Here is an 18,427-nt window from a genome sequence, read left to right on the forward strand (position 1 = left end):
CGGGCCCAACCCGTCTGTCCGTGGGCCCTAAGCGGACCTGCCGACTCCCCCCTTACGGGGCGCGGGGCTGTATCAATGTGCGGCTCCACCGCGTGGGCGCGACAAGCCACAACGAACCCGCAGCTTGAAACCCGCGCAACCCAGCGGAGCGCTCACGCCTCAGATCAAGAAGTCCCGTGCGATCCGCTCCCCCACGTCCTCCAGAAGCGGCCCCGCCTCGGCGATGCATCGCGCCACGTCGGGCTCCACGTCCGTCAGGGGGTAGGCCCGACGGATGCCCGCCCGGCCGAGGGCCTCCGGCGGAAGGGCGAGGCGGCCGCAGACCGCGATGACCTCCTTGTGGGCGGCGCGAGCGACGGCGGCAACCCCGGCGGGAGCCTTGCCGTGGAGGGTCTGCTCGTCGAGGGAGCCCTCACCGGTGATGACGAGCGTGGCCCGTTCCAGGGCGGTCGCGAAACCGAGGACGTCCAGCATCACCTCGATCCCGGGGCGGAAGCTCGCGCCGAGGCCCACAAGAGCCCCGTACCCGATACCGCCTGCGGCCCCCGCACCGGGCGCCACGGCATACTCCGCGGCCCTGTCCCCGATCGTCTTCTCCAGGACCGCGGAGTAATGCGCGAGGGAAGCATCCAGAGCCGCCACGTCGTCCGGAGACGCCCCCTTCTGCGGGCCGTACACCGCGGCCGCGCCCTTCGGCCCGGTCAGCGGATTGTCCACGTCGCTCGCGAGCACGACGTCGACCGAGGCGAGACGGGGATCGAGCCCGGACAGATCGGCCGTCGCGAGGTCCCGCAGGGGCCCGCCGCCGGGAGCCAGCGGCTCCCCGTTCTCGTCCAGGAAGCGAGCCCCGAGCGCGGCCAGCATCCCCACGCCCCCGTCCGTCGTGGCGCTGCCGCCCACCCCGAAGACGATCGTCCGCGCCCCGGCGTCCAGGGCGGCCCGCAGCAGCTCTCCGGAGCCGTACGTGGACGCGGTGAGCGGAGCGAGGACGCCGAGCGGCAGCCGCTGCAAGCCGCTGGCCTCGGCCATCTCCACGACCGCCGTGTCGCCGCGCAGCGCGTACGCGGCGGTGACCTCGTCCCCGAGCGGCCCGGCGACCCGTACCTCACGCCGCTCGAACCCGGCCGCGACCGCGGCGTCGACCGTGCCGTCGCCACCGTCGGCCACCGGCAGTGCCTCGACCTCGACGCGCGGCGCGACCCGATGCAGCCCGGCCGTCACCCGCTGCGCGACCTCCACGGCCGTGAGCGAGCCCTTGAACTTGTCCGCGGCGATGAGCACCCGCTGGGTACGCCCCCGGGTCCGGTTCACTGCAGCGTCCGCCACCTTGTACTCCCCTTGTTCTCCGGGCCTTGACATGTCAAGGCAGTCGCGCCGCTGTGACCCTAACCGGCGGAGGCGGGCGCTGCCCAGGCAGAATCCCGCACCCTGGACAGCGCCTCGGTGAACGCCGGTTACTCAGCGGCCGCGGCGCCCGGCGCTCGGAGAGTCGTACATCTGGTGCGTCAGTGTCCCGCTGTCGCCGAACGGGACGGTGATGTGCTCCAGCACGTCCTCCAGGGTGTCGTTGCCTTCGACGTTGCCCATCCGGACGGGGGCGATGTCCCCTGTCCTGACCAGCGGACCACCGGGCGCGGCATGAGCGGGGGCCGCCTCGGTGGCGGACAGGGCGGCGACAGCGGCGACGAACGCCAGGACGGTCGTACGGCTCTTCGGCCGCACGGAATGAACGGAACGTACGGAACTCCAAACCCGCAATACGAATAAAACTCGACAAGACTCGCATGCTGGCGTGGGGCAAGATGGGCATAAACCAGGCAGGACAGACAGGAATTCAGTAGAAGGGACGTATGACCCTTGTCGGTGTTGACGTCGCGGACCGCGTTCTCGGGGGCTGGCTGGGCCGGATCGCGGGCAACATGCTCGGCAAGCCGGTCGAACAGGGCGACCACTGGACGCGGGACCGCATCGACCGCTATCTGCGGCAGGCCGACGCCCTGCCGCTTACCGACTATCTACCCGAGCCCGTCGAGCCGGGCGTCGAGTTGGAGCTGCGCCCCGAATGGCGTGAGTGCGTACGCGGCCGGATCCATGGCAGCTGCCGGGACGACGACGTGGACTACGCGATCCTCGGCCTGGACCTCCTGGAGACGTACGGCTTCGGCTTCAGTACGGAGCAGGTCGGCGAGCTGTGGCTGCTGCGGCTGCCGTATCTGCAGACGTTCACGGCGGAGCGCGCCGCGTACCGGAACCTCGCCAACGGTCTGAAACCGCCGCTGACCGCGACGTACGAAAACCCCTACCAGGAGTGGATCGGCGCCCTCATCCGCGCCGACATCCACGGCTGGACCAGCCCGGGCGAACCGCGCCGCGCGGCCTCCCTCGCGCGTCGCGACGCCGTCCTGTCGCACACCGGCAACGGCGTGTACGGGGCGATGTGGGCGGCGGCGCTGGTGGCCGCCGCATTCACCGCGCCGACCGTACGGTCCGCGCTGGACACCGCGCTGACGGTGATCCCGGCGAGCAGCCGCCTGTCCCGCACCGTACGCCGCGTGCTCTCGCTCCATGAGTCCCGGCTGTCCTGGGAGGACACGCTCAGCACCCTCGCCGAGGAGACAGCCGGCCTCGGCTGGATCCACACCATCCCGAACGCCGCGGTCCTGACGGCCGGACTCCTGTACGGCGACGGGGACTTCACCCGCACCATCGCCCTGACCGTACGAGGCGGCCTCGACACGGACTCGAACGGCGCCACCGCGGGCTCGGTCGCCGGCGTGCTGGGCGGCGCCACCTCGATCCCACCGCAGTGGAAAGACCCCCTGGAGGACACGGTCCGCAGCGCGGTGTTCGGCTTCGACGGCGTACGGATCAGCGAACTGGCGGAGCGGACGGTGCGGTTGGCGAAAACGGAGCCGTGACGGTTCGTGGCTCAGCCTCGCGGCGTGCCCTCGTTACGCTTCCCCAATGACCACTCCTGACTACGCCACGTACATCGCCGGTCTCCCCCGTGTCCTCGCCGGCGCCGCCGTGCTCCTCCGCGACGCCGAGGGCCGCGTGCTGCTCGTCGAGCCCAACTACCGCGAGGGGTGGGCGCTGCCCGGCGGGACCGTCGAGTCCGACGCCGGTGAGACTCCGCGGCAGGGCGCCCGCCGGGAGACCGCGGAGGAGATCGGCCTGGACCTGGAGGTCGGCCGGCTGCTCGCGGTGGACTGGGTACCGGGTGCCGCGCGCCCGCCGATCGTGGCGTATCTGTACGACGGTGGTGTTCTGCGCGAGGACCAGTTCAAGTCGATCCGCCTCCAGGAGGAGGAGCTGCTGTCCTGGCGTCTCGTACCGCGCGAGGAACTCGGCGAATACCTCCCGGGCGCCCTGGGGCGGCGGGTACTGGCCGCACTCGACACCCTCGCCGAGGGATCGGGGACAGCCGAGCTGGAGAACGGTCACCGGGTGGCCTGACCGACGGATACTGACCGTTTCGGCCAACCAACTAACTGAAAATGGCCCCCAGTTGTCACTCCAGCCCCTATTCTAACTTTCAAGTGTGCACGGGCGATCCTGCCCCGCGCACCTCGTCCCAGAGCTGGGGCACCCCTGCGCATGCCCCGAGAACAGGCAGCTGAGGTCATGGATCCACTGGGCCCAGACGATCCCGAGGAGCTAGGTCCCTACCGCCTCCTGGCGCGGCTCGGCGCAGGGGGCATGGGCCAGGTCTATCTGGCCACCTCCTCGCACGGACGCGCGGTCGCGGTCAAGGTCATCCGCCCCGAGAAGCTTGCGGACCGGACCTTCCGTATCCGCTTCCGTCGGGAGGTGGCGGCCGCGCAAGCGGTCGGCGGCAGATACACGGTGCCTTTGGTGGACGCCGATCCGGAGGCCGCGACGCCCTGGCTGGCCACCCCCTACATACCCGGTCCGACCCTGGAAGAGGCGGTCGCCGCGCACGGGCCGTTACCGGTGCCGTCGGTGCTGGTGCTGGGAGCCTGCGCCGCCCAGGCGCTGCTCGACGTGCACTCCGCGGGACTGGTGCACCGCGACCTCAAACCGTCCAATGTGCTGCTCGCCGCCGACGGTCCACGCATCATCGACTTCGGCATCGTCCGGGCGAACGACGGCTATGACCTCACCAACGCCGGAACCATTTTCGGGTCCCTCGAGTACATGTGTCCCGAGCAGGCCACCGGTGCTCCGACCGGGCCGGCCGGGGACGTCTTCTCCCTCGGTTCGGTGCTCACGTACGCCGCGTCCGGTCACGCCCCGTTCATCGGCTCCGCGGCGGCCACCCTTCTCTACCAGGTGGTGCACGACGCACCCGACCTGACGGGCGTACCCAAGCCGTTGGACGAGATCATCAGCCTGTGTCTCCCCAAGGATCCGCATCTTCGGATCACTGCGGACCGGCTGTACGCGGCCTGCGCGCCCGGCGGTGTGGAGCAGACGCTGGAGCGCGGCTGGCTGCCCGCGCCGGTGGCTTCGTCGATCGCCCGCCGTACGGCGGCCTTGAGGGCTCTCGACACCCCGTCGCGCACCCGATCGCGCGACCGGGTCCCGGTCTCCGCCGTCCGGGGCGGCTTGGCTCCGCGCGCGTACGGCCGGTATGGGGCGCCCTCCACCCCGCCGACGCCGCCGACAGGCCACTCCTACGACTCCGGCCACGTGTCCGAGGTGCCCGCCATCCCCGGGCGCTACGGATCGGAACCCTCCGCCTCCCCCGTTCATCGCCAGGCCCCTTCACGACGTGGCCTCTCCCGGCGCGCGATTCTCGCCGCGTCGGCGGGCACCACCGCCGCCGTCGTCAGCACCGCTCTGCTGATCACCCGGGGAGACAAGGCGGACAAACAGTCCGTGGAACCGCTCGGCCCGGCTCCGCGGCCGCTCTGGACGTACCGCAGCGATCCGCTGCTTCAGGCACCGGCCGTGTTCAAGGGCGGGACGGCGCTGGTGAAGACCCGCCCCGGCAACCTGGTCGCCCTCGACCTCAAGGACGGAACACGGCCCAAGTGGGTCTACCGGGGCATCAGCCAGTCGCCCACCCCGGTCGTTTTCGCCAGCGACGCCGCGGTCGCGCTGGGCGAGGGCGCGACGGTGATCGGTGTCGATCCGGACAAGGGCACGGAGCGTTTCACGTACGACTTCGGAGCGGATTTCCGGTTCGACACGCTGTTCGGCAAGACCAGCGACCGTGTCGTCACCGTCTTCGGTCTCCGACTCGAGCGCCAGTCCGATGAGCAGGGTGTGGCGACGTCCACGAACACGGTCTTCGGCATCGACCTCGAGGCCGGCAGGGCCGACATCACGCCCATCAGCCCTGAGGACGTGGGGATCCCGCTGGAACCGGTCGTCTTCCCCGGCAATTTCATCTACGCCGACGGATTTCGCAATGTGACGGCCCGGAGCACCACCGACGGCAGCGGTGTTCGGTGGAGGCATCCCGTCGGCTACGACCTCCGGCCAGCTCTGGCGGTGCTGGACCAAACGGTCTTCGCCGTCGGCCGGGAACTCATGGCGCTCCACCTCGCCACCGGGCGGACCCGCTGGAACGTGCGCGCCGAACGTGGCCAGTTCGCCTCCCTCGGCGCCGCCGGCAACACGGTCTACGCCACCGGCACGGCCCCCTCCGGCGTGTACGCCTTCAACGCGGCGAACGGCAACAAGCGCTGGTTCTGCCCGACCCCACGCCTCAACACCGACCACCCGATCGTCGTCGGCCCCCGTGAGGTCTACGTCCCGGCTTTCCAGAACGGCAACGGCTTCTACGCGATCGACGCCGCTCGAGGCAAACTCCTGTGGAACTTCACCGACGGCCTGGAGACCGGTGTCCACGACTGGCAGCTCGCCAGCGACGGCGCCGGGCACCTGGTGGCCCACCATTACGACCGGACGTACGGGGTGCCGACTCCCTGACGGCGCCACGGCGATATCCGTTGGCTCCGCTTGGACAGGGCTGCCTACCCTCGGCTCATGAACAAGCCTCTCGTCGCGATTCTCAGCGGGGCCGGTATCAGCACCGACTCCGGCATCCCCGACTACCGCGGCCCGAACGGGCTGTGGCAGCGGGATCCGGAGGCCCAGAAGCTCGTGACGTACGAGTACTACATGAGTGATCCGGAGATCCGCCGGCGGTCGTGGCAGATGCGGCGGAAGAACCGGACGCTCAAGGCCGAGCCGAACGCCGCGCACCGGGCGGTGGCCGAGCTGGAGCGGGCCGGGGTGCCGGTGCGGGTGATCACGCAGAACGTGGACGGGCTGCATCAGCTGGCCGGGATGCCGGCCCGCAAGGTGCTCGAACTGCACGGCACCGCACGGACCGTGGTGTGTACGGGCTGTCAGGCGAAGGCCCCGATGGAGGACGCCCTGGCGCGGGTCGCGGCGGGCGAGGAGGATCCGCCGTGCCTGGAGTGCGGCGGGATCCTGAAGTCGGCGACAGTGATGTTCGGCGAGCGGCTCGACCCCGCGGTCCTCGGCGAGGCGATCGCCATCACCAAGGCCTGCCAGGTGTTCATCGCCGTCGGCACCAGCCTCCAGGTACAGCCCGCCGCCGGGCTCGCCGGTCTCGCCGCCGACCACGGGGCGCGGCTGGTCATCGTCAACGCCGAGCCGACACCGTACGACGACCAGGCCGACGAGGTGGTACGGGAGCCGATCGGGACGGCGCTGCCCGAGCTGCTGCGGCGACTCCGGGAGGACTAGAAAAGGCCCGTACCCCGTTCGAAGTCCAGCAGCCGCTTCTTGCGGTCCAGGCCGCCGCCGTAGCCCGTGAGGCTGCCGTTCGCGCCGACCACGCGGTGGCAGGGCACGATGATGCCGACCGGGTTCCTGCCGTTGGCGAGGCCCACCGCGCGGGAGGCCTTGGGGTTGCCGAGGGCGTCGGCTAGTTCGCCGTATGAGCGGGTCTCGCCGAAGGGGATGCGGCGGAGTTGGTCCCAGACCGTGCGCTGGAAGGGTGTGCCGTCGAGGCGCAGGGGCAGGTCGAACTCCTTCAACTCGCCTGCGAAATAGGCCTTCAGCTGGTCGATCGTCTCGCCGAAGGGCGTGTCGTCGGGTGCGCCGAAGGTCTCCTCCGGTGGGCGGTGGCGCTGGTCGGTCATATAGAGGCCGGACAGGACGCCGTCGGTGGCGACGAGGGTGAGGGGTCCGTACGGGCTGTCGATCACGGTGTGTTGCTTCACTGAACGTCCTTTGCCGACTTGAGCAGGCTTGTACGGGCTTATACGGGAAGGAAGTTGATCGGGTGGTCGCCGGTCGCCCAGAGGTACTGGACGGCGTACGCCCGCCAGGGCCGCCAGGCCGCGGCGCGGGCCGTGAGCGCGACGGGTGTGGAGGGCAGGCCCAACTCCCGGGCGGCGTACCGGACTCCGAGGTCGGTGGGCAGGAAGGCGTCGGGGTCGCCGAGGGCGCGCATCGCGATGACGTCGACGGTCCACGGCCCGAAGCCGGGCAGTGCGAGCAGCCGGGCGCGGGTCTCCTCCCAGTCACTCTCGACGCCCAAGTGGAGGTATCCGTCGGCGAGTTGGCGTACGAGCGTGGTGAAGGTGGTGCGGCGGGTGGCGGGCATCGCGAGCGAGGCGGGGTCGAGCGCGGCCAGCGCCTCGGCGGAGGGGAAGAGATGGGTGAGGCCGCCTTCGGGGTCGTCGACCGCCTCGCCGTGCACCGTGACCAGGCGTGCGGCGTGCGTGCGGGCGGCGGCCGTGGACACCTGCTGGCCGAGCACCGCGCGGATCGCGAACTCGGCCTCGTCGACGGTACGCGGCACCCGGCGGCCCGGCGCCTTGTCGACGAGCGGGGCGAGCAGGGGATCCGTACGCAGCTGGTCGTCGACAGCGACCGGGTCGGCGTCGAGGTCGAGCATGCGGCGGCAGCGGCTGATGGCGACGGTCAGGTCGCGCAGGTCGCTGAGGCTGAGCCGGCAGCCGATGTGGTCGGAATTCGGGGTGAGCGCGACGACGCCGTGGCCGTAGGGCAGGCGCAGGGTGCGACGGTAGGCGCCGTCGCACCATTCCTCGACGCCGGGTACGGCGGTGGCGACGAGATGACCGAAGAGGTTGTCGGGGTTGAGCGGAGCCCGGAAGGGGAGGCGTAGCGTCAACACCCCTGGCGTACCAAGTGAGTTGGCACGGTTCTTGGGTACCCGGGCGCGTAGTTCGCTCGGTGAGAGGGCGAAGACCTCGCGGACCGTGTCGTTGAAGGTGCGGACGGAGGAGAAGCCCGCCGCGAAGGCGATCTCGGCCATCGGGACCGGGGTCGTCTCGATGAGGAGGCGGGCGGTCTGGGCGCGTTGGGCGCGGGCCAGGGCGAGCGGTCCGGCGCCCAGTTCGGCGAGGAGCTGGCGTTCGATCTGCCGGGTGCTGTAGCCGAGCCGCGTAGCGAGTCCGGGGACGCCCTCGCGGTCCACGACTCCGTCGCCGATCAGCCGCATCGCGCGGGCGACCACGTCGGCACGCTGGTTCCATTCGGGCGAGCCGGGGCTGGTGTCGGGGCGGCACCGCTTGCAGGCCCGGTACCCGGCCTGCTGGCAGGCTGCCGCGCTCGGGTAGAACGTCATGTTCTCCGGCTTCGGCGGCACGACCGGGCAGCTGGGCCGGCAGTAGATCCGTGTTGTCCGCACCGCCGTGTAGAACCAGCCGTCGAAGCGGGCGTCCTTCGACTGGACGGCGCGTACACAGCGCTCGGTGTCGGTGTGCATGGCGTGCTGCGTCCCGTTATAGGTCCCGTTGTACGTCCCGTTCTGCATGCCCTCCAGCATCGGCCATGGTCATGGCGGTGGCTGGCGAGAATCCGACATGTACCTGCGGCTGCCGCCTTCCCGGACGTCTGCAGGACACCTGCGCCACGGCGATCGTCTCCTCGGGCTCTCCTCAGCGAGGACTACGGGCAGGTGGGCGTGTACTGCGTTCTCAGTACGCGGCGATGTCGGCAGGCGCACGACGACAGGAAGGGCCGTATCCCAGGAGTCTTGGCAGGTACCCGAGACCAGATGTGGAGACCGCTGCTTCATGGCTACCTTCCTCTATCGACTGGGCCGTATGGCCTTCCGGCGACGCTGGTACGTCGCCCTGATGTGGGTGGCGGTGCTGGCCGCCGTCGGCCTCGGTGCGGCCAAGGCGCCCGCCGCTCCCGACGAGGGGATGTCGATGCCCGGCATCGAGTCCCAGAAGGCCTTCGATCTGATGGAGGAGCGCTTCCCCGGCTCCACGGCCGACGGCGCGACGGCCCGGGTCGTCTTCATCGCCCCGGACGGGCAGAAGATCACCGCGGCCGAGAACCGGTCCGCGATCGAGGAGTTCGTGGACGAGGCGTCCGGCAACGCGCAGGTCACGAGCGCGGTGAACCCCTTCGAGGCGGGGGCGGTCAGCAAGGACGCCTCGACGGCGTACGCGACCGTCAATTTCAAGGTGATCGCCGACAAACTCGGCGACGCCGACAAGAAGTCCATCGAGGACGCCGTCGACGAGGTCCGGGACGCGGGCCTGACCGTCGAGGTCGGCGGCGACGCGCTGGCCACCCAGCCCGCGGCGGGCGCGGCGGCCGAGGCGATCGGTATCGCCATCGCGGCCCTCGTGCTGGTGCTGACCTTCGGCTCGATGGCCGCGGCCGGGCTGCCGCTGCTGACCGCGGTGCTCGGTGTCGGGGTCAGCATGGCCTCGATCCTGGCTCTGGCCAGCACCTTCGGGCTGTCGGACACGACCGGCACCCTGGCCACCATGCTCGGCCTGGCGTGCGGTATCGACTACGCCCTGTTCATCGTCTCCCGCTTCCGGGAGGAGCGCGCCAAGGGCCATGCGCCGCAGGAGGCGGCGGGCCTCGCCGTCGGTACGGCCGGTTCGGCGGTCGTCTTCGCCGGGCTCACCGTCGTCATCGCGCTGGCCGGGCTCTCGGTGGTCGGCATCCCGATGCTCACCAAGATGGGCCTGGCCGCGGCGGGCGCGGTCGTCGTCGCCGTCGTCATCTCGCTGACCATCGTCCCCGCGCTGCTCGGCTTCTGGCCGAACGCCGTGCTCTCGCGCTCCGCCCGTAAGCGCGGAAAGATCAAGGAGGGCGACGAGAACAACGGAGGCAGCCGCTGGGCCCGGTTCGTCCTGCGCCGTCCCGTCACCGTGCTGCTCCTCAGCGTCGTGGGCCTGGGGGCGGTCGCCATACCGGTGACGGGTCTGCAACTGGGCATGCCCGGAGACGAGGTCAAGTCCACCTCGACCACCGAGCGCCGCGCCTATGACGCCCTCGCCGACGGCTTCGGTCCCGGCTTCAACGGGCCGCTGACCTTCGTCGTGGACGCCAAGGGAGCCGACGATCCCAAGGCCGCGGTGGCGACGATCTCCGAGGAGGTCGGTGCCGCCAAGGGGGTCGTGTCCGTCTCGCCGGCCCGGTTCAACCCCGCGGGCGACACCGCGGTGTTCTCCGCCGTCCCGGCCACCGGGCCCAGCGACAAGGAGACCAAGGACCTCGTCCAGTCCATCCGCGACGAGCGGCCCGGTATCGAGGCCGCGACGGACGGGGCTTCCTTCCAGGTCACCGGCACCACCGCGGTCAACATCGATGTCGCCCAGAAGGTCCAGGACGCGCTGATCCCCTACCTCGTGGTCGTGGTGGGCCTGGCGATCGTGCTGCTGCTGGTGGTCTTCCGGTCCATCCTGGTGCCCCTCAAGGCGGCCCTCGGCTTCCTGCTGTCGGTCCTCGCGGCCCTCGGCGCGGTCGTCGCGGTCTTCCAGTGGGGCTGGGGCGCCGAGCTCCTCGGGGTCAACGAGACCGGGCCGATCATGAGCCTGATGCCGATCTTCCTGGTGGGCATCGTCTTCGGTCTCGCCATGGACTACGAGGTCTTCCTGGTCTCGCGGATGCGTGAGGCATACGTCCACGGGGACCGGCCCGCGCAGGCGGTCGTCTCCGGATTCCGCTACAGCGCCCGTGTGGTCGTGGCCGCCGCGCTGATCATGATGGCGGTGTTCTCCGGATTCATCGGGGCCGGCGAATCGATGATCAAGATGATCGGGTTCGGGCTGGCCATCGCCGTACTGTTCGACGCGTTCGTCGTCCGCATGGCCTTCGTCCCCGCCGTACTCGCCCTCCTCGGCGACAAGGCCTGGTACCTGCCCCGCTGGCTGAACCGGCTGCTGCCCGACATCGACGTGGAGGGGGAGGCCCTCACCCGCCGACCCGCCACCCTGACTGCGGTCCCGGACGACCCGGCCGACCGCGAAGCGGCGCGCGTCTGATCCCCCCAGACCCGCGCTCGGGTCCTCCCCCAGGACCCGTGCCCGAGGGCCGCCCGCAGTGGACGCGGGCGGCCCTCGCTGGCCGCTCCGACGCGACGTCGTCCACGATGGTCCCCAACCCTCTGACCGGAGATCCGATGAGCATCGACTTGGACCTGGACCGGTACATCGAACGCCATCCGCGTGCCGCCGACCTGGTGGCATCCACCGCGCTGTTCGTCTTCACCGTCCTCGGCGGCACGCTCAGCCTTCCGGAGCACGACCAGCCGGATGAGCTGACGCCCGTCGCGCTGCTCGCGGTCGTGGCCTGTGTCGTCCTGCTGTGGCATCGCTCTCACCCCCGCACCGCCGTCGTCGTCGCCATGGTCTGTGTCACGACCGCCGGCGGTCTTGGCTACATGCTCAACCCCCTCTTGATGGCACCGGTGATGGCGGCGCTCTACTGGCTGGCCGCCCTCACCGACCGCAGGACCACACGCATCTACCTTTTCGTCGCCATCGCACTACTGCAGATCACAGTGGTGGTCGCCGACCGCGCCGACATGCCGCTGGTCCTGCAGACGCTCGCCCCCACCATCTGGGTGCTGCTGCCGGTGGCGGCCGGCAGCGGGGCCCGGATCCGCCGCGCCTATCTGGACGCCGTACAGGCCCGTGCCGACTACGCCGAACGCAGCCGCGAGGAGGAAGCACGCCTGAGGGTCGCCGAGGAGCGCATGCGTATCGCGCGTGAGCTGCACGACGTCGTCGCCCACCACATGGCGCTGGCCAACGCCCAGGCCGGCACCGCCGCTCACCTCGCCCGCAGCCATCCCGACCAGGTCCAGAAGATCCTCGACGACCTCGCCGGTACGACGTCCTCGGCGCTGCGCGAGCTCAAGGCGACCGTCGGTCTGCTGCGCCAGGCCAACGACTCCGAGGCGTCGCTGGAACCGGCCCCCGGACTCGCCCGGCTCACCGAACTGACCGCCGCCTGCCAGACCGCAGGCATCAAGGTCACCGTCACCACCGAGGGCACACCGCAGCCGCTGTCACCGGGAGTGGACCTGACGGCCTTCCGTATCGTGCAGGAAGCCCTCACCAACGTCACCAAACACGCCTCCGCGAAAGCGGCGTACGTACAACTCGCGTACTTCCGGGACCGGTTGACCCTCACCATCACCGACAACGGAACGGCCACAGCCCCCGCCGCCCCGACCGCGGGACGCGGCTTCGGCCTCGTCGGCATGCGGGAGCGCGCTCAGTCCGTCGGCGGCGACCTCCAGGCCGGGCATCGCCCCCAGGGCGGTTTCGAGGTCACCACCACGCTGCCTCTGCACCCCCAGGCCGCCGAGGACACAGCACAGAAGGAACAGACCACATGACCATCCGCGTACTGCTCGCCGACGACCAGGCCCTGCTGCGGGCGACCTTCAGGATCCTGATCGACTCCTGCGAGGACATGGAGGTGATCGGCGAGGCCGCCGACGGCAGCGAAGCGCTCGACCTCAGCCGCGTCCACCATCCAGAAGTCGTCCTCATGGACATCCGTATGCCCGGCATGGACGGTCTGGCCGCGACGGCCGCGCTCTGCGCCGATACGGACCTGTCCGCGACGCGCGTGCTCATCCTCACCACCTTCGAGACCGACCAGTACGTCGCCCAGGCCCTGCGCGCCGGAGCGAGCGGTTTCCTCGGCAAGGACGTCACCGCGGACGCGCTCCTCGACGGCATCCGCACCGTGGCCGCCGGCGAGTCCCTCCTCTCGCCCGTGGCCACGCGCACCCTCATCACCCGCTTCCTCACCACCCCGGAGGCCGGCCCCCACCTGGCTCCGCCCGAACGCCTCGCCGCGCTGACGGCCCGCGAACGGGAGGTGATGGCCCTGGCCGCCGAGGGCAAGTCGAACGCGGAGATCGCCGACGTGCTCTTCCTCAGCCCGCTGACCATCCGTACCCACGTCCAGCGCGCCATGACGAAGCTCGACGCCCGCGACCGCGCCCAACTGGTCGTCATCGCCTACCAGTCCGGTCTGGTCCGCCCCTCGCCGCTGCCGCCGAGCTGAGCCCCGGCGCCGCTCGTTGCCGGTACGGCAGGCCCGTACTGCCCGTGCCGGATGGAGCCGCTGGGACACCGCCGCCGTTCGGACGAGACGCGCCGGTTTCTCCCGGGCTGACGGGGTGAGTCGGTGGGGTACGTGTCCCTCGCGACCGAAATCGCCCGAGGAGCCGAAAACTGTGGGCTTTGGCATTGTTTGAACAGCGGCAGCCCTCTCCATCCCGAGGTGACCCATGCGCCTACTGCTCGTCCACCCCAGCGCCCTGCTGTACTCGGAGATCTTCCTGAGGCTGGAACCACTCGGTCTTGAACGAGTGGCCGGCGCCGCCCGCGACGCAGGTCATCAGGTACGAGTGGTGGACCTCCAGGTGCTCGACCACGCGGATCTGCGGTCGGAACTGGCGTCCTTCCAGCCGGAGGCACTCGGCATCTCGCTGAACTACCTCGCCAACATTCCGGAGGCCATCGAGATCGCCGAACGGACGAAACGGGCGGTACCCGGCTGTTTCGTGTTCTTCGGCGGCCACAGCGTCTCCTTCGTCGCGGAGGACGTGCTCGCCCAGGCGGAGGGAGCCGTCGACGCGGTGGTCCGCGGCGAGGGCGAACCGGCCATGGCCCCGCTGCTCGAAGCGGTCCGTGACGGCGGCGTGGCCGATGTCCCGGGCGTGGTCACCCTGGACGGCCACGGGCCCGCCCCGCGGCTGCTGCACGGCATCGACACGCCCCGCCCGGCCCGCGACCTCATGCGGCACCGCCGCCGGTACTTCATCGGGGAACTCGACCCGTGCGCCTCCATCGAGTTCACTCGCGGCTGTCCCTGGGACTGCTCGTTCTGCTCGGCGTGGACCTTCTACGGCCGCAGCTACCGCAAGGCGTCCCCGGAGGCGGCGGCCGATGAGCTCGCGTCCGTCCAAGAGCCGAACGTGTTCATCGTCGACGACGTCGCCTTCATCCGCCCCGAGCACGGCGACGCCATCGCCGCGCAGGTGGAACGCCGGGGGATCCGCAAGCGCTACTACCTGGAGACCCGCAGCGACGTGCTGCTGCGCCACACGGAGGTCTTCGAGCGCTGGGCCCGGCTGGGGCTGAGCTACATGTTCCTCGGCATGGAGGCGCTCGACGAGGAGGGCCTCGATCTGTACCGCAAACGGGTCAGCCCCGACGAGAACTTCCACGCCCTGGAGACGGCCCGCAAGCTCGGCATCAGCGTCGCCATCAACCTGATCGTGGATCCGGCCTGGGACGAGGAACGCTTCCGGATCGTCCGCGAGTTCGCGCTGTCCGTACCGGAGATCGTCCACCTCACCGTGATGACGCCGTATCCGGGTACGGAGATCTGGCACACCGAGTCGCGCCGGCTGACCACCCGCGACTACCGGCTCTTCGACATCCAGCACGCCGTCGTGCCTACGGCTCTGCCGCTCGACGTCTTCTACCGGGAGCTGGTCAGCACCCAGGCCGTACTGCACCAGAAGCATCTCGGTCTGCGCACCGCCTTCGGCGCGGCGCGCGTCCTCGGCCGCAACCTCGCCCACGGCCAGACGAACTTCGCCCGCATGCTGTGGAAGTTCAACCGGGTCTACAACCCGCAGCGCCAGCTCGCCGACCACGCCCGCCCGGTCCGCTACGAACTGCCGCTGCCCCCGCACACCGAGCTCGGCGACCGCCGCGAGCTGTACGTCCACACCCGGCCGGCCGCCCACGCCAAGCCGCCAGGGCCGCAGCACTGACCGGCCGCGAGCCCCGGAACAGGGCCCGGCATGCCGGTCGCCGTCCTCGCCTCACTCACCGCGGGCGCCTGCTTCGCCCTGGCGGGAGTACTCCAGCAGCGGGCAGCCAGCGCCCGGCCCGCCGAGGAGGCACTGTCCTGGACCTTGCTGCGCCATCTGATCCGACGGCCGCTGTGGCTGTCCGGGATCGCCTTCGCCTTCCTTGCCTACGGATTCCAGGCCCTGGCCCTGGCGTCCGCACCGCTCAGCCTGGTGCAGCCGCTGATCGTCTGTGAGCTGATCTTCGCGGTGCCGCTGTCCGCGCGGCTCAGCCGCAAGCGGCTGGGCGCCCGGGAGTGGTTCGGCACACTCGCGGTGGCGGCCGGTCTGGCGCTCGCCCTGTCCACCGCACGGCCGCACGGCGGCAGCTCGACGGGCGCGGATCTCGGCCCCTGGCTGATGGCGCTGGGCTCGGTCTGCGGGGTGACGCTTGGCGCGCTGGTGGCGCGCCGGTTCGTCGGCGGTACGTGGCGGGCGTCCCTCGTGGCCCTGGCCGGCGGAGCGGTGATGGGTTTCCAGTCCGTGCTGCTGACCATCACCGTCGCGCACATGGAACGGGGCCTGCTCTCGCTGTTCACGGCATGGCAGACGTATTTGCTGGTCATCGCCAGTTTCGCCGGGCTGCTGCTGATCCAGAGCGCGTTCCAGGCGGGGCCGCTGGCCGCCACGATGACGGTGATCGACGCGACCGAACCGGCCGTGGCCATCGCGACCGGCACGACGTTGTTCGGGGAGTCACTGCACCACGGCTGGCCCACCTCGGGTTTCACGGTCCTGGGTGTGTGCCTGACGGTCTTCGGGATCGTACGGCTGAACTCGTCGCCCCTGATCGCCGCGCTGCACCCACGCGAGATGTACCAGCCCTCGGCTCCTGACGGTCCCGGCCGCGGGCGCGCGAATGCCGAGCGCACCAGGAACTTCCGGTCGTAGCCCGCAACGGTGGCCTCAACTGCGGCGGGTGGCCGACCTGATGGCCGCCGTCTCCTGCCAGACCGGCAGCAGATCGTCGGCGAACACCTGAGCCCAGGTGGGGTGCCGGTGCCGGGCCGTGGCGAGAGCCCGCTCCCCCACCACGCGGCGCAGCTCCGGCCGGGTCACCAACTCGGCCAGCACCTGCGCCCAGCCCTCCGCGTTGTCGTGCCGTACGACCAGGCCGTCCCGTCCCGGCCCGGCCAGCCACTGTGTGGTGCGGGCGTCCGCGGGCAGTACGACGGGGAGGCGGCAGGCCATCGCCTCGGCGACGACGTTGCCGACGGTCTCCGTCCGGGACGGGAAGGCGAACACATCGCATCCGGCGTACACCCGGGCCAGCCACTCCTGGGGCTGCGGCCCGAGCAGCGTCACATCGGGGCCGAGCAGTTCCGCGACCCGGCCCCGGTCGGCGCCCCGGCCGACCATCAGCAGATGTACGGCATGCCCCTGGCGCCGCATCCGGTCCACCGCCTCGGCGAGCAGCAGGGCGCGCTTGGAAGCGTCCACGCGGCCCACGAACAGGATGAGCGGCCGGTCCACCGGCACGCCGTGGGCACGGGCGAGTGCGCCGCGGGCCCAGGGATCAGGCCGGAACCGCTCACGGTCGATGCCGCGCCGCAACTGCGAGACCTGGTCGGGGTCCGTCAACGCGGTGATCTGGGCGCGGTCGTTCGGCGAAGCGACCAGCACCCGGTCGCATATCCGGATCAGCCGGTCGCGTCGCCGCCGGGCCAGCCCGGCGACCGCCGCCGGCGCGCCGCCGCCGGGGAACCGGCCGTCCATCCAGGCCAGGGCCGGTGTCCTGCCGAGCATCTGCCGTACGTACACGGACGCCAGGGCCGGTACGTCCGTGTGGAGCGAACCCACCACACCCGGTTGTGCCGTTGTCCTGGCCCAGTCCGCGCGACGGACCAGGAAGGCCGCCGTCGAGGCGAAGGCGAAGGTATGCGTGAGGTGCCAGACGTCGTGGCGCGGCAGGAGCCGGGACAGCCGGGGGTGGAAGGGCGCGAGATCGACGATGTCGACTCCGCCGACCGCGGGCATCAAGGCCGCCGTGCTGAGCACCGGTCGCAGGCTGACGAACCGTACGCGCGGCGACAGCGGCTCCACGCCCTCCCGCTCGCCGAGGACGTACACGGTCAGGTCGATGCCGGGGCCGGGTCCGGAGTGCTGGGCCGCGGCTTCGGCGAGGTGCTCCCAGCACTTGACGTGACCGCCGGCCGAGCCGTTCCTGAGCAGTTCCACGAGGACCGCGACGGAGGGGACGGAATCGTGCGCGCGGCCGGTGCCGGGGCGCCCGTAGGCCTCGACGACGGAAAGTCCGGAAGATCCCGAAAGCCCGGAAAGTGATTCGCCCATGACAGTCGTTGTACCCGTCGCCCTGCACCCCTTATCAGGGATTCGGGCAGGTGGGTGCGGCGGGAGGCGGGGGCGTACAACTGCCTGTGCACGGCCCGGCCCGTACGGGACGGTCTCTTCGTACACTGGGCCCGGAGTACCCGTCACCAACCGACATATGGCTTCACCGGTTGCAGAGGACGACTACCGTGCCCCACGACTCATCCCACACCGGCTCCGAAGCCACCGCGCCCGTCGACGCCTCGGCCGGGACGGCCCCGGACGCCCGCCCGCACCTCGCCGATGCGTCGGCGCCGAAGACGAACGTGGCCCTGGTGACGGGCGCGTCCTCGGGCATCGGCGCCGCCGTCGCCCGGCGCCTGGCGGCGGAGGGCAACTGGCACCTCGTACTCAACGGGCGCGACCGGACGCGGCTCGAGCGGGTCGCCCTGGACCTCGACCAGAGCGCCAAGGACACCTCGGCCGCCGCTTTCCCCACGGATCTGGCCGAGCCGGGGGCGGACCGACGGCTGGCCGAGTACGTCATGAACACGGCCGGCCGGGTGGATCTGCTGGTGGCCGGGGCCGGCATCGGCTGGGCCGGGCCGTTCGACACCATGCCGCCACGGGCCATCGACGAGGTGTTCTCCGTCGACGTACTGGCGCCCATGCATCTGGTACGCCTCCTGCTGCCGGGCATGGTCAGCCGGGGCACCGGCCGGGTCGTACTCATCGGCTCCGTCGCGGGCAGCCTCGGGGTACGCGGCGAGGCCGTCTACTCCGCCGCCAAGGCAGCCCTCGGCACCTTCGCCGAGGCCCTCCGCTACGAGTTGCGCGGCACGGGCGTGGGGATCAGCCATGTCATTCCCGGGGTCGTGGACACCCCGTTCTTCGAACGGCGCGGCGCTCCTTACGCACGCTCGCGCCCCAGGCCGATACCGGCCGAGCGAGTCGCCGAGGCCGTCTGGCAGGCCGTCACCCGCGACCGCGACGAGGTGTACGTACCCGGCTGGCTCCGCCTGCCCGGCCGACTGCACGGCGCGGCACCGGCCCTGTATCGGCGTCTCGCGGCCCGGTTCGGCTGACGCTGCTTCCCGGGCGCCGAGC

Annotated in this window: 15 protein-coding genes; 10 read left to right on the top strand and 5 right to left on the bottom strand. The window is 71.0% G+C overall.

What is annotated here, in order from left to right; translation table 11 throughout:
• Nucleotides 1-159: 159 nt before the first annotated feature.
• Together ACYVO6_RS47435 and ACYVO6_RS47440 are read right to left on the bottom strand one after the other, a co-directional pair.
• The gene (locus ACYVO6_RS47435; protein ID WP_461072904.1) at nt 160-1,326 is read right to left on the bottom strand and encodes a glycerate kinase; all 1,167 of its coding nucleotides are present in this window, start codon (nt 1,324-1,326) and stop codon (nt 160-162) included.
• A gap of 132 nt (nt 1,327-1,458) precedes the next feature.
• On the bottom strand, nt 1,459-1,722 hold the full coding sequence (locus ACYVO6_RS47440; RefSeq protein WP_461072906.1) for a hypothetical protein: 264 nt from the start codon (nt 1,720-1,722) through the stop codon (nt 1,459-1,461).
• Between the two features lie 128 nt (nt 1,723-1,850).
• Between ACYVO6_RS47440 and ACYVO6_RS47445 the strand changes: the two genes are divergently transcribed.
• The 4 genes from ACYVO6_RS47445 (at nt 1,851) to ACYVO6_RS47460 (ending at nt 6,687) form a co-directional block, all read left to right on the top strand.
• Nucleotides 1,851-2,918, top strand: a complete 1,068-nt coding sequence (locus ACYVO6_RS47445) for an ADP-ribosylglycohydrolase family protein (RefSeq protein ID WP_461072908.1) — start codon at nt 1,851-1,853, stop codon at nt 2,916-2,918.
• 46 nt (nt 2,919-2,964) lie between these two features.
• Nucleotides 2,965-3,456 (top strand): NUDIX domain-containing protein, encoded by a 492-nt coding sequence (locus tag ACYVO6_RS47450; RefSeq protein WP_461072910.1) that lies wholly within the window; start codon nt 2,965-2,967, stop codon nt 3,454-3,456.
• Nucleotides 3,457-3,624: 168 nt separating this feature from the next.
• The gene (locus ACYVO6_RS47455) at nt 3,625-5,901 is read left to right on the top strand and encodes a protein kinase domain-containing protein (protein ID WP_461072912.1); all 2,277 of its coding nucleotides are present in this window, start codon (nt 3,625-3,627) and stop codon (nt 5,899-5,901) included.
• Between the two features lie 57 nt (nt 5,902-5,958).
• The gene (locus ACYVO6_RS47460; RefSeq protein WP_461072914.1) at nt 5,959-6,687 is read left to right on the top strand and encodes an SIR2 family NAD-dependent protein deacylase; all 729 of its coding nucleotides are present in this window, start codon (nt 5,959-5,961) and stop codon (nt 6,685-6,687) included.
• Here ACYVO6_RS47460 and ACYVO6_RS47465 read toward each other — a convergent pair.
• Nucleotides 6,684-7,166, bottom strand: a complete 483-nt coding sequence (locus tag ACYVO6_RS47465; protein WP_461072916.1) for a methylated-DNA--[protein]-cysteine S-methyltransferase — start codon at nt 7,164-7,166, stop codon at nt 6,684-6,686. The genes ACYVO6_RS47460 and ACYVO6_RS47465 overlap by 4 nt on opposite strands.
• A 38-nt stretch (nt 7,167-7,204) precedes the next feature.
• Nucleotides 7,205-8,680, bottom strand: a complete 1,476-nt coding sequence (locus tag ACYVO6_RS47470; protein ID WP_461073131.1) for an AlkA N-terminal domain-containing protein — start codon at nt 8,678-8,680, stop codon at nt 7,205-7,207.
• 310 nt (nt 8,681-8,990) lie between these two features.
• Here ACYVO6_RS47470 and ACYVO6_RS47475 point away from each other — a divergent pair, with 310 nt between their 5' ends.
• From ACYVO6_RS47475 to ACYVO6_RS47495, 5 genes are all read left to right on the top strand, one after another.
• On the top strand, nt 8,991-11,207 hold the full coding sequence (locus tag ACYVO6_RS47475; RefSeq protein ID WP_461072918.1) for an MMPL family transporter: 2,217 nt from the start codon (nt 8,991-8,993) through the stop codon (nt 11,205-11,207).
• Nucleotides 11,208-11,344: 137 nt separating this feature from the next.
• On the top strand, nt 11,345-12,568 hold the full coding sequence (locus ACYVO6_RS47480; RefSeq protein ID WP_461072920.1) for a sensor histidine kinase: 1,224 nt from the start codon (nt 11,345-11,347) through the stop codon (nt 12,566-12,568).
• Nucleotides 12,565-13,248, top strand: a complete 684-nt coding sequence (locus ACYVO6_RS47485; RefSeq protein WP_461072922.1) for a response regulator transcription factor — start codon at nt 12,565-12,567, stop codon at nt 13,246-13,248. The genes ACYVO6_RS47480 and ACYVO6_RS47485 overlap by 4 nt, the downstream gene beginning before the upstream one ends.
• 226 nt (nt 13,249-13,474) lie before the next feature.
• A complete protein-coding gene (gene hpnR, locus ACYVO6_RS47490) occupies nt 13,475-14,971 on the top strand; it encodes a hopanoid C-3 methylase HpnR (RefSeq protein ID WP_461072924.1) in 1,497 nt (498 codons plus the stop codon).
• A gap of 30 nt (nt 14,972-15,001) precedes the next feature.
• Entirely contained in the window at nt 15,002-15,940 is a 939-nt protein-coding gene (locus tag ACYVO6_RS47495; RefSeq protein WP_461072926.1) for a DMT family transporter, read from the top strand.
• 15 nt (nt 15,941-15,955) lie between these two features.
• On the opposite strand, the gene ACYVO6_RS47500 is transcribed toward ACYVO6_RS47495, so the two are convergent.
• Nucleotides 15,956-17,341, bottom strand: coding sequence for a glycosyltransferase (locus ACYVO6_RS47500; RefSeq protein WP_461072928.1), 1,386 nt, complete (start codon nt 17,339-17,341; stop codon nt 15,956-15,958).
• 188 nt (nt 17,342-17,529) lie between these two features.
• Between ACYVO6_RS47500 and ACYVO6_RS47505 the strand changes: the two genes are divergently transcribed.
• A complete protein-coding gene (locus ACYVO6_RS47505; protein WP_461072930.1) occupies nt 17,530-18,405 on the top strand; it encodes an SDR family NAD(P)-dependent oxidoreductase in 876 nt (291 codons plus the stop codon).
• The last annotated feature ends 22 nt before the right edge of the window (nt 18,406-18,427 follow it).

This window comes from Streptomyces pseudoechinosporeus (assembly GCF_054783935.1).

Bases quoted from the DNA above. Each gene is read 5' to 3' on its own strand.
- ACYVO6_RS47445 (WP_461072908.1), top strand. From the start codon at position 1,851: ATGACCCTTGTCGGTGTTGACGTCGCGGACCGCGTTCTCGGGGGCTGG.
- ACYVO6_RS47455 (WP_461072912.1), top strand. From the start codon at position 3,625: ATGGATCCACTGGGCCCAGACGATCCCGAGGAGCTAGGTCCCTACCGC.
- ACYVO6_RS47480 (WP_461072920.1), top strand. From the start codon at position 11,345: ATGAGCATCGACTTGGACCTGGACCGGTACATCGAACGCCATCCGCGT.
- ACYVO6_RS47470 (WP_461073131.1), bottom strand. From the start codon at position 8,680: ATGCACACCGACACCGAGCGCTGTGTACGCGCCGTCCAGTCGAAGGAC.
- ACYVO6_RS47485 (WP_461072922.1), top strand. From the start codon at position 12,565: ATGACCATCCGCGTACTGCTCGCCGACGACCAGGCCCTGCTGCGGGCG.
- ACYVO6_RS47450 (WP_461072910.1), top strand. From the start codon at position 2,965: ATGACCACTCCTGACTACGCCACGTACATCGCCGGTCTCCCCCGTGTC.
- hpnR (WP_461072924.1), top strand. From the start codon at position 13,475: ATGCGCCTACTGCTCGTCCACCCCAGCGCCCTGCTGTACTCGGAGATC.
- ACYVO6_RS47460 (WP_461072914.1), top strand. From the start codon at position 5,959: ATGAACAAGCCTCTCGTCGCGATTCTCAGCGGGGCCGGTATCAGCACC.
- ACYVO6_RS47495 (WP_461072926.1), top strand. From the start codon at position 15,002: ATGCCGGTCGCCGTCCTCGCCTCACTCACCGCGGGCGCCTGCTTCGCC.
- ACYVO6_RS47475 (WP_461072918.1), top strand. From the start codon at position 8,991: ATGGCTACCTTCCTCTATCGACTGGGCCGTATGGCCTTCCGGCGACGC.
- ACYVO6_RS47500 (WP_461072928.1), bottom strand. From the start codon at position 17,341: ATGGGCGAATCACTTTCCGGGCTTTCGGGATCTTCCGGACTTTCCGTC.